Annotated in this window: 13 protein-coding genes, 1 tRNA gene and 1 pseudogene; 5 read left to right on the forward strand and 10 right to left on the reverse strand. The window is 67.1% G+C overall.

Going from position 1 to position 13,287, the window contains the following annotated elements:
• Positions 1 to 54: 54 nt before the first annotated feature.
• Positions 55 to 1,263 carry an esterase-like activity of phytase family protein gene (locus tag ACQP0P_RS02945; RefSeq protein WP_433370556.1) on the reverse strand — a complete coding sequence of 403 codons (1,209 nt, stop codon included), beginning with the start codon at positions 1,261 to 1,263 and terminating at the stop codon, positions 55 to 57.
• Between the two features lie 135 nt (positions 1,264 to 1,398).
• On the opposite strand from ACQP0P_RS02945, the gene ACQP0P_RS02950 reads away from it, so the two are divergent.
• Positions 1,399 to 1,863 (forward strand): MaoC family dehydratase, encoded by a 465-nt coding sequence (locus tag ACQP0P_RS02950; RefSeq protein ID WP_433370559.1) that lies wholly within the window; start codon positions 1,399 to 1,401, stop codon positions 1,861 to 1,863.
• Positions 1,864 to 1,872: 9 nt separating this feature from the next.
• Here the strand turns inward: ACQP0P_RS02950 and ACQP0P_RS02955 are convergent, their stop codons facing one another.
• Both ACQP0P_RS02955 and ACQP0P_RS02960 read right to left on the reverse strand, forming a co-directional pair.
• Positions 1,873 to 2,508, reverse strand: a complete 636-nt coding sequence (locus tag ACQP0P_RS02955) for a response regulator (RefSeq protein WP_433370562.1) — start codon at positions 2,506 to 2,508, stop codon at positions 1,873 to 1,875.
• A complete protein-coding gene (locus ACQP0P_RS02960) occupies positions 2,505 to 3,632 on the reverse strand; it encodes a sensor histidine kinase (protein ID WP_433370565.1) in 1,128 nt (375 codons plus the stop codon). The genes ACQP0P_RS02955 and ACQP0P_RS02960 overlap by 4 nt, the downstream gene beginning before the upstream one ends.
• A 131-nt stretch (positions 3,633 to 3,763) precedes the next feature.
• On the opposite strand from ACQP0P_RS02960, the gene ACQP0P_RS02965 reads away from it, so the two are divergent.
• From ACQP0P_RS02965 to ACQP0P_RS02975, 3 genes are all read left to right on the forward strand, one after another.
• A complete protein-coding gene (locus ACQP0P_RS02965) occupies positions 3,764 to 4,318 on the forward strand; it encodes a hypothetical protein (protein WP_433370568.1) in 555 nt (184 codons plus the stop codon).
• Positions 4,319 to 4,484: 166 nt separating this feature from the next.
• Positions 4,485 to 4,557 (forward strand) — tRNA-Arg (locus ACQP0P_RS02970).
• Positions 4,558 to 4,700: 143 nt separating this feature from the next.
• Complete coding sequence (locus ACQP0P_RS02975) at positions 4,701 to 5,087, forward strand: hypothetical protein (protein ID WP_433370571.1); 387 nt, start codon at positions 4,701 to 4,703, stop codon at positions 5,085 to 5,087.
• 80 nt (positions 5,088 to 5,167) lie between these two features.
• On the opposite strand, the gene ACQP0P_RS02980 is transcribed toward ACQP0P_RS02975, so the two are convergent.
• From ACQP0P_RS02980 to ACQP0P_RS03005, 6 genes are all read right to left on the reverse strand, one after another.
• A complete protein-coding gene (locus ACQP0P_RS02980) occupies positions 5,168 to 6,412 on the reverse strand; it encodes a site-specific integrase (protein WP_433370574.1) in 1,245 nt (414 codons plus the stop codon).
• Positions 6,412 to 6,597 carry a helix-turn-helix domain-containing protein gene (locus ACQP0P_RS02985; RefSeq protein WP_355624648.1) on the reverse strand — a complete coding sequence of 62 codons (186 nt, stop codon included), beginning with the start codon at positions 6,595 to 6,597 and terminating at the stop codon, positions 6,412 to 6,414. The genes ACQP0P_RS02980 and ACQP0P_RS02985 overlap by 1 nt, the downstream gene beginning before the upstream one ends.
• Entirely contained in the window at positions 6,590 to 7,375 is a 786-nt protein-coding gene (locus ACQP0P_RS02990) for a replication initiator (protein WP_433381656.1), read from the reverse strand. The genes ACQP0P_RS02985 and ACQP0P_RS02990 overlap by 8 nt, the downstream gene beginning before the upstream one ends.
• A 53-nt stretch (positions 7,376 to 7,428) precedes the next feature.
• Positions 7,429 to 7,851 (reverse strand): HAD family hydrolase, encoded by a 423-nt coding sequence (locus ACQP0P_RS02995; RefSeq protein ID WP_433370578.1) that lies wholly within the window; start codon positions 7,849 to 7,851, stop codon positions 7,429 to 7,431.
• Positions 7,852 to 8,327: 476 nt separating this feature from the next.
• Positions 8,328 to 8,783 carry a hypothetical protein gene (locus tag ACQP0P_RS03000; RefSeq protein ID WP_433370581.1) on the reverse strand — a complete coding sequence of 152 codons (456 nt, stop codon included), beginning with the start codon at positions 8,781 to 8,783 and terminating at the stop codon, positions 8,328 to 8,330.
• Positions 8,784 to 9,369: 586 nt separating this feature from the next.
• Positions 9,370 to 10,566 (reverse strand): amidohydrolase family protein, encoded by a 1,197-nt coding sequence (locus ACQP0P_RS03005; RefSeq protein ID WP_433370584.1) that lies wholly within the window; start codon positions 10,564 to 10,566, stop codon positions 9,370 to 9,372.
• 65 nt (positions 10,567 to 10,631) lie between these two features.
• Between ACQP0P_RS03005 and ACQP0P_RS03010 the strand changes: the two genes are divergently transcribed.
• Entirely contained in the window at positions 10,632 to 11,132 is a 501-nt protein-coding gene (locus ACQP0P_RS03010) for a MarR family winged helix-turn-helix transcriptional regulator (RefSeq protein ID WP_433370587.1), read from the forward strand.
• Positions 11,133 to 11,506: 374 nt separating this feature from the next.
• On the opposite strand, the pseudogene ACQP0P_RS03015 reads toward ACQP0P_RS03010, so the two are convergent.
• Positions 11,507 to 13,011, reverse strand: a pseudogene (locus tag ACQP0P_RS03015) (ISL3 family transposase).
• Positions 13,012 to 13,287 lie beyond the last annotated feature (276 nt).

The raw sequence follows: 13,287 nt of genomic DNA on the forward strand, positions 1-13,287 counted from the left end.
CATCGCCCTGGTATCGCCGGCAACACCGGCGATACCAGGCGGGGCCACGGACCGTTACCGGTAGACGCGGGGGTCGGCCAGGAGCGGGCGCGACAGGCGCACGGTGATGAACTCGTTGTCGTCGGGACGGCCCGGGGTGCGGCCGGCGGAGAACGGGAAGTTGTTGTCGTCGAGCACGCCCAGGGTCCGGTCGTCGAGGATCACCACATCCTCGATGGTCTGGAACGGGAACCTGAAGGTCTCTCCGAAACCACCCAGGCCGTGCGGGTTGGCCAGGTCGAGCAGGTTGGCGACGAGGGCCTTGCGCAGGTCCGCGTGGCGGATGTCCACCAGGTAGATGTGCTTGGTCCTGGCCGCGTCCCCCTCCAGGTTGTCGCGCTCGATGACGAGGAACCGGTGCCGGTCGACCGCGATCATGTCGCCGATCGCGTTGTCGGGGCTCTCCAGCCGGTAGGTCCAGCGCTTGCCGGTGTAGGCCCGTTTGCGTAGGTCGAACTCGTTCATCCGCAGCGTCCCGGCCTCGTCGCCGGTCACGGTGCCCTCCAGCAGCGGGTACAGCGTGCGGCCGTCGACCGAACGGGCCATGCCCTCGAAGCCCTTGCTCCGTCCCAGGTTGGGCTGCTCGTCGTCCAGGGAGGGGTTCTCCGGGGCCTTCACGCCGGGCAGCGGGATCGGCGCCTCAAGCAGCTTGCCGGTGGCGGAGAAGTGCAGCAGGAACGGGCCGAACTCGTCCCCGATCCAGTAGGTGCCGTCGGAGGTCCTTACGATCGACTCCACGTCGAAGTCCGCGCCGGTCAGCTTCCGGTCCGCCCGGGTCAGCGCCCAGCCGATGTGACCGTCGGGGTCGCTCAGGTCGAACCCGCCGAGCACCGCGACCTTGCCGCGCTTGAAGTCGGGCTTCACCCGGTGCACCCGCAGCAGGAAGTCCGCGCTGTTGGCCTTGCCGCCGTAGCCGTTGTCCGACAGCACGTCGAAGGTGCCGTCCTGCCGCCGCACGATGCCGCTGAAGCCCTGCACCGGCTGCCCGGTGAACGGCGGGGTCACCCCGTTGATCGGAGCCGTGCCGAGCTGCGCCCCCGACGGCTCGCTGCCGGGTACGAAGGTCAGCGCGGGCAGGGAGGCGAACCCGGTCAGGGTGGCGCGCCCGAATTCGGAGCGTCCGTGCCTGTCGGAACCGGGCTGTCCGGGGTCGGCCACCGCCGGTGCGGACACCGCCAGTGCCAGTACGGCCGCGCCGATGGTGATCGTCATACGTCGTCTCATGGCGGGCACGTTAGGGAACCCGGATGAACGGCCGGTATTACGCCGCAGGCCGTACAGCGAAAACAAAGGCATGGCTGAGGGAGTTGATGCGCGTGGAGCTTCTCGCTGTCCCCTCAACGGAATAAAGTTCCATATATGAGGATTTTCGCCAACATCGCCGAGCTCAAGACCGCCGTCGGGGAACATCTTGGCTACACCGAGTGGCGCGAGATCACCCAGGAGCAGGTCAACCTGTTCGCCGACGCGACCGGCGACCACCAGTGGATCCACGTGGACGTGCAGAAGGCGGAGCAGGGGCCGTTCGGCGGTACCATCGCCCACGGATACCTGAGCCTGGCGCTGCTGCCCTCGTTCATGGTGGAGCTGTTCCAGGTGGGCGGCCTGGCCATGGGCATCAACTATGGGCTCAACAAGGTCCGCTTCCCCTCGCCGATCCCGGTCGGCGCGCGGGTCCGGGCCGGTGCCGAACTCGTCGACCTCAAGGGCACCCCCTCGGGCTACCTGTCGAAAATGCGGCTGACCGTGGAGGTCGAGGGCAAGCCCAAGCCCGCCTGCGTCGCGGAGACCCTCTCGCTGTACGTCCCGGCGGAGAGCCCTTGATCCCCGGACTCAGCTCTCCCTGGAAAGCTCCTGAGCCAGGATCGCGGCCTGGACGCGACTGCGGAGACCCAGCTTGTTCAGCAACCGGCTGACGTGGGTCTTCGTCGTCGCCTCCGCCATGTCCAGCTCCACGGAGATCTCCGTGTTCGACAGGCCCCGGCCGATGCAGGCCAGTACCTCGCGCTCGCGCGGGGTGAGGCCGCCGATCTCGTACGGCCTGCGCGCGGGGACCGACGCGCCGAAGGCCGAGATCAGCCGCCGGGTGACCGAGGGCGCGATGAGCCCGTCGCCCCTGGCCACCACCCGTACCGCGTCCACCAGGGCATCGGCGTCGGTGTTCTTCAACAGGAACCCGGCGGCTCCGGCCCGCAGCGCCCCGAAGACGTACTCGTCGATGTCGAAGGTGGTCAGGATCAGCACGTCGGCGATCCCGCTCAGCACGCGCGTCGCGGAGATCCCGTCGAGCTTCGGCATCCGGATGTCCATCAGCACCACGTCCGGACGGAGCTCGGAGGCCATCGCGACGGCCTGCTCGCCGTTGGCGGCCTGGCCGACGACCTCGATGTCGTCATGACCATCGAGGATGAGGACGATCCCGGCGCGGACCGCCGCGTGATCATCGGCGACGAGGACTCGGATGGTCACGTGCTCTCCAGAGTGGGCAACTCGGCGCGGACGCGCCAGCCGTCATTATGCGGTCCGGCCTCGAAGACGCCGCCGACGAGGTTCGTGCGCTCCCGCATGCCGATGATCCCCGCACCCGCGCCGGGCAGTTCCCGCTCCGCTTCGCCCACCGGGTTGTCCACGGTCAGCGTGACCAGCCCCGGCAGGTAGTCGATCACCACGTCGGCGGCCTTGCCACCGTGCTTGAGCGCGTTGGTCAGTGACTCCTGGACGATCCGGTAACCGGCCAGATCGACCGAGGCGGGCAGCTCCCTGGCATCGCCGTCCACCCGTATCCGCACGTCAAGCCCCGCCTCCCGGGCCCGCTCCGCCAGTTCTTCAGCCTCGGCCACCCGGCGCCGGATCGCCTCGGGCTCCTCGCAGTCCTGCCGGAGCAGCCCGATCATGGCACGCATCTCGCCCATGCCCTCGACGCTGTTCTCCCTGATGGACTCCAGCACCTGCCGTACGGTCCGCGCGTCCAGGTCCCGGCGGGAGAGGACGGCGGTGGACTGGATGGCGATCGCGCTGAAGTGGTTCGCGATCATGTCGTGCAACTCCCGCGCCATCCGGGCCCGCTCGGCCTGCACCGCGGCCGCCCGGTCCAGCTCCGCCAGCCGCGCCACCTGCTCGGCCCGCGCCCGCTCGGACGTCGCCTGGTCCTCCAGCTGTCTTATGATCATCGCGGTGAGGACGGGGGTCACCCCGACCAGACCCGTCTGAACGAGGAAGACGGCGGCGGCGGCCCACTGCCGGAACAGGACCCCGGCGACCACACCCGCGACGACGGCGATCACCGAGGTGATGCCGAGCATCCACCTGCCCAGCGCGCGGGGACCGTACCTGACCCCCGAGTAGAGGTTGTCGGTGACGATCAGGAGCGTACCCAGCGACGGGCCCATGGCGGAGTCGCTGACGAAGGCCACACCCCCCAGCCCGAGCGCCAGCAGCGGCCTGCTCCGCCGTACCGCGACTCCCACACACGAGATCGCCAGCGGCCCGATGAACAGCGGGGCGGCGGCCCATCGGTGCTGGTAGGAGCCTGCGGCGAGCAGCAGGAGACCGACGACGAAACACGCCACGGCCCCCAGCGCGTCTCGTCTCATGCCTCTCATCCCATCATTCCGATACGGCCCGCAGGAGCGGCGCCGGGAGGATCGCCGGTACATAAAAGGATGTACGCCGGTTCATCAGCTTCGACGATGTCCCAGGCCGACCGGCTCGCGACCATGGATTCATGATTCTGGCCATCATCATCGGCTGTGAGATCGGATTCTGGGTCCTGCTGGGCCTGGGGCTCGCCTCACGTTACCTGTGGGGCATGCGCCGGCTCAGCACGGCGCTGCTGCTGGCGGTCCCGTTGCTCGATGTGGTTCTTCTCATCGCGTCTGTCATCGACATGCGCGGCGGCGCCCAGGCGGACTGGCGCCACGGGCTGGCCGCCGCCTACATCGGCTACTCGATCGTCTTCGGCCACCGTACGATCACCTGGGCCGACGCGAAGTTCGCCCACCGCTTCGCCGGTGGCCCCGAGCCATGGCGGCCTCCACCCGGCGGCATGGCCAGGGCTCGGTACGAATGGGGCATCTGGCTCAGGATCGTTCTCGCGTACGGCATCACCTGCGCCCTGCTGTTCGGTCTGATCCTCATTGTCGGCGACCCGTCACGGACTACGGCGTTGAACGCCTTCATGGCCGGTGCGCTCAAGATCCCGCTGATCGCCCTGCTCTGGCCGCTGAGCTACACGCTGTTCCCGAAGAAGGTCGGCGTCGCCGGCGATTCCGGTGGCTGACTCCGCGCATCGGTCGCCGGCTCATCCCGGCCGAGGTCGGCCGCTGTCTCTGTCCGCGGGCTTGAAGAGCGATCCCCGGAGAGGATGTCACCCCCTCGGTCACGAACCGATCGGCTAACCGGTTCGAGGCACCCCGCAAAACCCGCTATGCTTGCTTACGCAGCGAGCGGCCGTAGCTCAATGGATAGAGCATCTGACTACGGATCAGAAGGTTGGGGTTTCGAGTACCTCCGGCCGCACAGCAGGTCAAAGGCCCTCCGGGATGATCCCGTAGGGCCTTTTTCGTACCCGTACAGCAGTGAAATACAGCAACGGGATCTGACGGCGCTACGGGGGATCTGCCCCGTATGAGGGGCGTCCGCCGCAGAGGAGAGTGAAGCGTGTGACCGAGATTCGTATCCTCTCGTTCGCAGCTTGGCGAGGAGGCCACTATGTCGGCCTGGCGGAGGTTCTTGCTTCCCTTGGTGCCTTGATCGAGGGCCATCGCTGGCAATTGATCATCGACTGGCTCGTCTCTCCGGAGACTGAAGCGATCACCGAGGCTGCGGCGAACTCACTGGTGACCACGAGGCATCTCATCGACCTGTTCAGCGGGGACGGTCAACTCATCGACGGAGAGCTGGTGGGCTACGCCGACAGTTCGTCGGTGCCGGAGGTAAGGATCCGAGCGTTCGACAGTGGCCACTGGGATGTGCAGACGGACAGCCCTGAGCTGTTGGAAAAGATCATCATGCTCTATCCCGACGCGCACGAGCTTCCCGAGTGGTGAGTCCGCGAGACTCACCACGAAAGGCCTCCCAGGAGCATCCTGGAAGGCCTTCGTCGGTCGGTCCGCGTGGGCGATTGCGTCTAGCGGTCGCCTTCCTCAATGTCGAGACTGGCATTCAAACGATCCAGTGCCTTCCGGGTCTCGGGTGATGGGATCTGCGTGTAGACGTCCATGGTCATCGAGATCTGCGAGTGTCGCAGGATGCGCATCGCGACCCGCGGGTGGACGTCGAGCGCGGCCAGGAGTGAGGCGCAGGTGTGCCGGGTGTCGTGGACCCGGATGCGCGGGACGCCCGCGTTGCGGCATTGAACCTCGAAAGATCGGTTGAAGTTACGCGGCTCGATCGGCGTGCCGTTCCTCGTGGTGAAGACGAGATCAGACTCCTTCCACTTCGTTCCGGCCGCCTTACGGGCGTCGTTCTGGGTTCGCTGACGGTGCTTGAGCGCGGTGATGCACAGGCCGAGCAGCGGAAGCGACGCGGTGGAGTCGTCAGTCTTGGTGGTCTCACGGTGGAGAAGCTCTCCTCTGACGCGGTTGAGCTGGCGGGAGATCCACACTTGCTCTCCACCGAGGTCGACGCAGTCCCAGGCGAGCCCGAGCACCTCGCCCCGCCGCAGGCCCAGAACGAGAATCAGCACGTAGGCGGCATAAAGTGGATCATTCTCCGTTCGCAGGTGTTCGAGGAACTTCCGCGCCTCGTCGACACCCCACACCACGTATTGGCGCTTCTTCTTGGTCTTGCTCGCGCTGGGCAGAGTAGTCAACGCCGCGACGTTCTTGGAGATCAGCTCTTCCCGAATGGCGTTGCCGAGCGCGGAGCGCAGGACACGGCGGATGCCCGCGATCGTGCTCCGGGACGGATATCCCTTGCAGCACTTTCCGATGGCGCAGCATCGCCGCTTGGCTTCCGGCCGTCGGTGGTCCTTCTTCTGATCACAGCAGGTGCAGAGCGTGACCAGTGTGTTCAGCCACGTCTGGACCTCGCGGACCGTGAGCTTGTCGAGCTTTTTCTTGCCCAGGCCGGGGACGATGTAGAGCCGCACCAGCGGCTCATAGGCCACGTAGGTCGTCGGCTCCCGGTTGGGTTCGATCACCTCGGCGAGCCAGCGCGTCAGGTACGCGGTGACCGTGGGGTGCTTGGTCGGTACCGGTCCCTTGCTCGCGAGGTCATGGAGCTTGAGCCACTTCTCGTGGGTCTCCTCACGGGTCTTGCCATAGGCCCATTTCCGGGTCTTCTTGCCCTCGGGAGTGACGACCCAGACGTAGCCGGCCCAACCGTCCCTGTACGGGAAGACCGAGCCCTCACCGTTCGAGCGCTTGCCCATCAGGCGGCCTTTCCACAGAGTCGGTTCACGTAGTCGTTCAGGGCGGATTCGGGGATTCGGCGGCAGCGCACGCCGACCACGATCGAGTCGAGTTCGCCGGAGCGGATGAGCTGGTAGAGCGTCCATCGACTGACCTGGAGAGAGGCCATGGCCTGCGGGACGGTGAGCAACGCGGGACTACTCATGGACGCCTCCCGAAGCAGCGAAGCGGTTTCCGGTAAGGGCGCTTACCAAAAGGGCGTCACCGGCCGAGTGGCCCTGTCCGGCGTACTCCCAGTGCGAGACGACGAGCACGGTGTCCTCATCGAAGAGAGGCAGGCGACCGGTGGTGATCGCTTCCCCGCGCATGTACTCGGTGCGAGCGGCGCGGATGTCGCCGAGGGTGGTGGAGTAGCGGCGGCTCTTGGTGGAGAAGTGACCGCGGAAGCCCAGCATGTTCGCCCATTTGATGAGCCGGAATTCGGTCAGCTCGTCGAAGGCGCCCAGGCGCAGGCATTCGGCGATGAGCCGCCGGGGGTGGTCCCGGATCGGCAGGGCGATCAGGTCGTCGAGGGGGTTGATGCGCCGGTCCAGGGTGCCGACGCATTCGGCGGCTTTGGTGGCGTACTTGGCGATGTAGGCGGCTACGGCTTGGTCGGTGAGGTCGCCGTTCATGGTGATCTGGCGGACGTCGAGTTGGGTTCCCCAGCCGAAGGCCCGCACGGGTTCACCGGGCACTGCAGGGACGGTGACCGCGACGGCGGAGGCCGCATGCTGTACGGCATCGGTCAGCAGGTCGGCCGTTGCCCAGGGCGGTGGAGTCGTAGCCGGCCCCTCGGGGCCGTCGACGCGGATGACCGCATGGAAGTGGACGACGCCGCGCCGCTGATACTCGGCGACCTTCGCGAAGGAGAGCATGGCCTGTTGCCGTAGCTCCCGCCGTGTCAGCCCGGCGAGCTTGGCGACACGTCGGCGAAGCGCCAGAGTGAAGCGCCGTCATAACCAGCCGACAAGCGATGACACACCAGTAGACCTGCTTAGAGCTGCTTGGGTGGTGCGCCGAAGGTCTCCGCAGGAGGAACGGCCGTGAGCGCGCCGGCCAACTGGGGCAGTGAGGAGATGACAACCGAACTGCCGGTGACGGCGAGGTGCTTGCGCTTGGCGTGCTTGCTGACCACGCCGATCGCCCAGGTTCCGGCGTCTTCCGCCGTGAACATGCCCCGGGGAGACAGGCTGACCAGCGCGCAGTCGGACGGTTTCGCACCCAGCGTCTTCACCGCCTGCCGGATGAGTGCGACACCGGCCGGCTCCTTCGAGGAAGGCCATCGTTGCCCGCGTCCGATGACCGGCTCCGCCAGGTGCCGCAGACCGTGCGCGTCGAGGTAGGTCTCCATGGCTGCCTGGCAGGTGTCTCCCACCATGGCGACGCGCCTGCCGCTGGCCTGGCAGGCCCGCAGCACCTCGTGTGCCCCCGGTGTGGGTGTGGCCGTCCTGGCCGCAGTCGTCTCCGCGTCCGGACGATCTCCTCGGCTTCGGTGCCGTAGGCCCAGCTGACGTGGTGGGCGTACGCCAGCATCCCCAGTGGGTCGGTCACGATGGAGGTCAGGAGCGATATCCGGTGTCCCTGATCGAAAAGCCGGGCCCGGATCCTTTCGGAGATCGCGGCGGTGTCCACGCCGGCGAAGAGGTCACAGATCGTGCCGTCGAAGGGGAACGGCACTGCATGGGTGCGTTCCAGGAAGCGGACGACATGGGGGCGTGCCCTCCTGCTCGTCAATCGGAGCTCTCCTGATCATGGCGTCACAGCCGATCGTATGTGTGCCCGTACGACCTCGGAAGCGTTCGGGCGAGCGGTGTTCGGCGACGCCGCCTGCATGATCACATACCGCCGGTCCCGGCAGCCGCCGACCACTGCAAGACTCCGCAGATCAGGCGGTCAGGTGTCGTACAAGCCGTCCCAGGGTTCGTAGAAGCCGAGGCTGTCCGGGTAGAGCTCGGCGTGTTCGGTGCCTTCGAAGGTCTCGATGACGAGGCCGAAGAGCACGCCGTCGACTTCGTGGCGGAAGGGCCGGATGGCGATGTCGCCGTAGCGGAGGCCGGGGAGGGCGTTGAGCCACTGCTTCAGCCGCTCCTGCGCCGCGTCGATGGCGGCCCGGTGGTTGTCGTCGGTCCCGGTGCGCTCGATGAGGGAGTCGAGGTGGTGGCCGGCGGCGTCGAAGGTGTGCAGGACGGCGTGCCAGCGTTTGTGTGTCTGCCAGTCGTCGGTGTGCGTGTACCCCTCCGGGAAGGCGGCGACGACGGAGCCGAGGAACTGCCCGCCCTCCCAGTGGCCGATGGTGTCGGTGTGGTAGTCGGGTTCGTAGCCGATGGGGATGATCTCGGGGACTGCCATGTGCGGGAGAGTAGCGATCGGGTCCGACAGAGCCTTTGCACTGCGCGTGACCTTGCTAACGGAAATGCTGACACCGTCCCTGGACGCGAGCGGACATCCACAGAAGACGATCAAGTGTGAGATGGCTCTGAGCAGGGCTTTCTGACATCTGTGGACGTCAGTGGACGATCTCGAACTGGCTACGGATCAGAAGGTCGGGGTTTCGAGTACCTCCGGCCGCACAGCAGGTCAAAGGCCCTCCGGGATCATCCCGGAGGGCCTTTTCCGTACCCGTACAGCAACGGGATCGAGCTACAGCATCTGATCCGTAGTGAGCACATGACTGTTCACGGCTGTCCACAAGTGCCTCGACGTCCTGGTCACGGGCCTCTGTCCGGCGATCCCAATCCACTTACGTCCATGATCGTCCAGGGTCGCCGTTGGTAACTGCGTTAGCAAAATCGACAAGCGACGGTTGCTCAACTTCAGAGTGCGTTGTGCTGAGGTTTACGGTATGGGCGGCCTTGCAGGTTGTGGCGCTTGTCCTGCTGGCCCGCCCGCGGCCAGACTTTTTCCTGGAGGTGCCTGGTGCCGCCGGCAGCCCCATCTACCTCGCGCGATGGGCCAGCTCAGCGGTCGAACGACGTAGCTGGGCCAGGTCGAGTCCGACGAGGTGCCCGTCGCGTTTGACGACGCGCCCGTCCACGACGACTGTACGGACGTCGGCTGGGCCGAGTGAGGTAACAACGGCTCCGGTGAGGTCTCTGGTGCCGAGCAGGTGTGTTAGGCCGTCGAGCAGGACGAGGTCGGCGCGTTTGCCTGCGGCGACCGTTCCGACGACATCACCGAGGCCGATGGCGCGTGCGCTGTCGACGGTGGCGGCGGCGAGGATGCCGCCAGCCGGATGCATGGTGCCGGTGTGTGCGCGATGTGATCGGAGTGTGTCGCGCATTGGTTCGAACAGGTCGGCCGGGGCGTTGACGACGACGTCAGTGCCGAGGCCGGCCCGGCCGCCTGCGTCGGCGAACTGGCTGTAGGAAGAGGCGCCGTGGCCCATCGTGGCCTCGACGATCGGGGTTACGGTGACGCCGACGCCGTTGTCGGCCAGCAGCTTGGCGTCGTCGCTGGTCATGTTGTTGACGTGTACGAGTTGAAGGTGCGGGCCGAGCAGGCCGGCCTGGTCCATGCGGCGCAGCGGTGAGTTGTGGCCGCCGCTGGCGTGCATGGAAACGACGAGGCCGAGCTGTCGACCGAGCTCTATCTGCCGTACGGCCTCGTCCCAGGGGCCGTAATCGGTGCCGAGGATCGCGAGCGCGCCAGTGACCCGGCCGTGCAGGGCTGCCACTCGTCGTACGTCCTGCTCGTCGTCCGGGTTGCCGTGCGCTACGACGGCGCGGATGCCGGCCCTGGTGTAGGCGTCCAGCACCGCGTCGGTGTGCTCCGGTGTGCGGGTCGCGTTGCTCCAGTCGAAGACGGTTGTGATGCCGGCGTTGAGGGCCTCGGCGGCGCCGAGGAGTGTGGCGTGGTAGGCCTCGCGGGGCCCGTACTCGTTCAAGGCTCGGCCGAGCACCGCGGTCAGGTACTCGGGCAACGTCATGTCCGGGCCGATCCCGCGCAGCGGCGCTTGCCACACGTGACGGTGTCCGTCGACGAAGCCGGGCACGACCACGAGCCCGTCCGCGTCGATCACTTCGGCCGCGTCCGTGACCGGGACGGAGCCGACCGTGATGATCTCACCGTTGCCGATGAGTACGTCGGCACGGTCTCCCGAGGCCAGATGGCCACCCTTGATCAACAGATTCATTCTTCCTCCAAAAGCTTTCAAAAAAGCTATCTGTAAAGCTTTTTGGATGCAAGTAGGATGTGCTGATGGCCAGGGACACAGTGGACGAGATCGCCGACGCGTGGGGGAGGGAACTGCCCGGCGCGGTCGGCATCGAACTGGAGCTGAGCAAACGGGCCGCACGGCTGGCCATGCTGCTCAACGCGCCCGTCGAGGTGGAGTTGGCCCGACTGGGTCTGACCAAGGCGGAGTACGACATCCTCGCCGTACTACGGGCATCCGGAAAGCCCTATCGGCTGCGTCCGTCGGTGCTGACGCAGCGGCTCGTGCTGACCTCTGGTGGCACCAGCAACGTGCTGCGCCGCCTCGCCGCCGCAGACCTGATCGAGCGCGACCCCGACCCGTCCGACGCGCGCAGCTCATGGGTACGGCTCTCGGCAAGCGGGGTGAGGCTGGCCGAGGAGGCGGTGCGCGCCGCCAGTGCCGCACAGGCCGCCGCACTACGCGACGTGGCACCGCACACGACGCGCGCCGCCATCGAAGCCCTTCGAGACGTGCTGGTCGCGCTCGGCGATACGGCCACGTAGGCCGCATCGCCAAACCTGACGTGGATGAGCCAAGCCCCGGCCTGAGCTGCCCACGGCCACAGCGCCTGGACAGGCTCACCGTCCGCGACGTACAGACCTGGCTGAACCCCCTGTCCACTCTCTGCACCTGCTGCGATCAGAAGAAGGACCACAGGCGGCGGTGTTGCTCGCTCGACAGGTGCTGCAAGGGCTATCCGTCCCGCAGCACCATCGCGGGCATCCGCCGCGTTCTGCGGTCCGCCCTTGGTCACACCCTGCGGGAAGAACTGATCTCGAAGAACGTCGCATCGCTCACCACGCTGCCAAGCCCCAGCAAGAAAGGGTGTGTCCCCAGTTGGCTCTGTCTCGTAATCGGTGGTAGCGCTGGGTAATGGTCACGGGAGGAGGATGCGGTGGCGAAGGAGGTCGAATCCGGCGCGGCCGTGCATCTGTCTCATGATCCTTTTCGTGCGGGTGTTGACGCCCTCGGTCCGGCAGTTGTGGTGGGGCAGGGTGAGAGCGGCATCGACGGCTGCGCGGTCGAGCTCCAGTCCGTTGGCGAAGCCGTGCAGGTGAGGTAGGTCGGCAGCGCGTGCGGCGGTGATCCATGCGGTGAGCTGGGTGTCGTTTCCGACGGCGGGGGTGAGCAGCTCAGCGAAGGCGTGGATGCGGCGGTGAGATCCCGCAGCAGGTCGGTGTCGGTGTCGCGTAGCCGGTCGGGGTCTGTGGGCAAGAGCCGGGTGAGATGGCGGGCAGTGATGACGGGCCGGTCGCCTTCGGCTCGGCCCTGGGTGAGGTAGCGGTAGAGGAGGTTGAGGCCGCCGGTGTAGCCGAGTTCCTTGATCTCATGGAACAGCCGCATCACCGGGACGGCCGGATCCTCGGCGCGGCGGGTGCGCAGGTGGTCGCGGTAGGGGTCGACGAGGGTCTGTCGGTAGCGCGGAGCACGGCGGACTTCCTCGGGCTCGCTCCTGCGGGCGTAGCGTTTGACGGTGTTCAGGGACACGTCGCGTCGGCGGGCGCATTCCAGCAGGCCAACACCCTTGCCGAGGAGGTCGTGAACCTGATGCCGGCGCTCGCGGGTGGTCCGCGCGCGGACGCCCCCGGGACGGGGCGGGTTGACCTCCGCCCAGCAGGAGGTATGGGAGCGGACCTCGGCCAGGGTCTTGTCGCACACGTTCCGCCACAGGTGCCACCTGTCGCTGACCTGCACCGCGTCGGGCAGTGCCCGGCGGACGGCCTCACCATAGGTGAGGGAACCGTCCCGGCAGACGATCTCCACGCCGGGATGAGCACGCAGCCACACCTCCAGCACCTCGGCGCCGCGACCTGGCAGCACGTCGATCCGCGTCCCCGTCTCGGCGTCAATGAGGATCGTGGCGTACCGGTGGCGGCGTCTCAACGCGAAGTCATCGACGCCCAGCACCCGCGGCACTCCGACCGCAGGCAGCGGCAGCCGCCTGAGCAGCCGCAACGCGGTCGACCGCGCTACCTGCACGCCCAAGGCCCGGGACAACCGGGCACTCGCCCTGCCCGCGAGCTCTCTCACCACCGCGCCCAACTGGTCGGCGAGTCGGTTCGTCCGGCGCTGGTAGCGCTCCAGCAGCCCGGGCACCTGCTCCCGGAACGTCCGCCACGAGCAACTCCACACCGGGCAGGCCATCCGCCGCACCCGCACCGACACCACCACCCGCCGGCCGTCCACGGGAAGGTCCGCGACCATCCGGCCGCAGAACCCATGCACCCGGCCGGTCGGCGTCGCGCACACCGGACGCAGCACGGGATCGTCCCGAGTCCGCGCCACCACCCGAATCAGATTTCCCTCGTCCACCACACCCTCGATGACCAGGGCAGACAACCCCGAAAACACCACACCCGCAAGAGCGTCGATCTCCAGCACACCCCAGCCTGGCACCGGTGACGCACGGCTACCACCGATTACGAGACAGAGCCGAAAACCAGTCCCCCCTCCGGACTGACAGCCATTGTCTTGTCCTGACATTGGCAAGCAGCCGGATCCGTCACAGCATCAGCGCTCAAACTTCGATGACAAACGCTTAACCTTCGCTGTCACAGGACAAAGGGCGCTGAACCAACAATGTAGAGACCACCGCCGCCTCCGGCGCCCTCGGCCATGTCCGCGGCCGCTCCCCGGTGATGTGCACCCTCCCGCCTG

This window comes from Streptosporangium sp. CA-115845, assembly GCF_050943795.1.
Taxonomy (GTDB): Bacteria; Actinomycetota; Actinomycetes; order Streptosporangiales; family Streptosporangiaceae; genus Streptosporangium.

Excerpts from the sequence above, each read along its gene's own strand:
- ACQP0P_RS02945 (WP_433370556.1), bottom strand. The coding sequence starts at position 1,263 with ATGAGACGACGTATGACGATCACCATCGGCGCGGCCGTACTGGCACTG.
- ACQP0P_RS02950 (WP_433370559.1), top strand. The coding sequence starts at position 1,399 with ATGAGGATTTTCGCCAACATCGCCGAGCTCAAGACCGCCGTCGGGGAA.
- ACQP0P_RS02960 (WP_433370565.1), bottom strand. The coding sequence starts at position 3,632 with ATGAGACGAGACGCGCTGGGGGCCGTGGCGTGTTTCGTCGTCGGTCTC.
- ACQP0P_RS02965 (WP_433370568.1), top strand. The coding sequence starts at position 3,764 with ATGATTCTGGCCATCATCATCGGCTGTGAGATCGGATTCTGGGTCCTG.
- ACQP0P_RS02980 (WP_433370574.1), bottom strand. The coding sequence starts at position 6,412 with ATGGGCAAGCGCTCGAACGGTGAGGGCTCGGTCTTCCCGTACAGGGAC.
- ACQP0P_RS02985 (WP_355624648.1), bottom strand. The coding sequence starts at position 6,597 with ATGAGTAGTCCCGCGTTGCTCACCGTCCCGCAGGCCATGGCCTCTCTC.
- ACQP0P_RS03000 (WP_433370581.1), bottom strand. The coding sequence starts at position 8,783 with ATGGCAGTCCCCGAGATCATCCCCATCGGCTACGAACCCGACTACCAC.
- ACQP0P_RS03005 (WP_433370584.1), bottom strand. The coding sequence starts at position 10,566 with ATGAATCTGTTGATCAAGGGTGGCCATCTGGCCTCGGGAGACCGTGCC.
- ACQP0P_RS03010 (WP_433370587.1), top strand. The coding sequence starts at position 10,632 with ATGGCCAGGGACACAGTGGACGAGATCGCCGACGCGTGGGGGAGGGAA.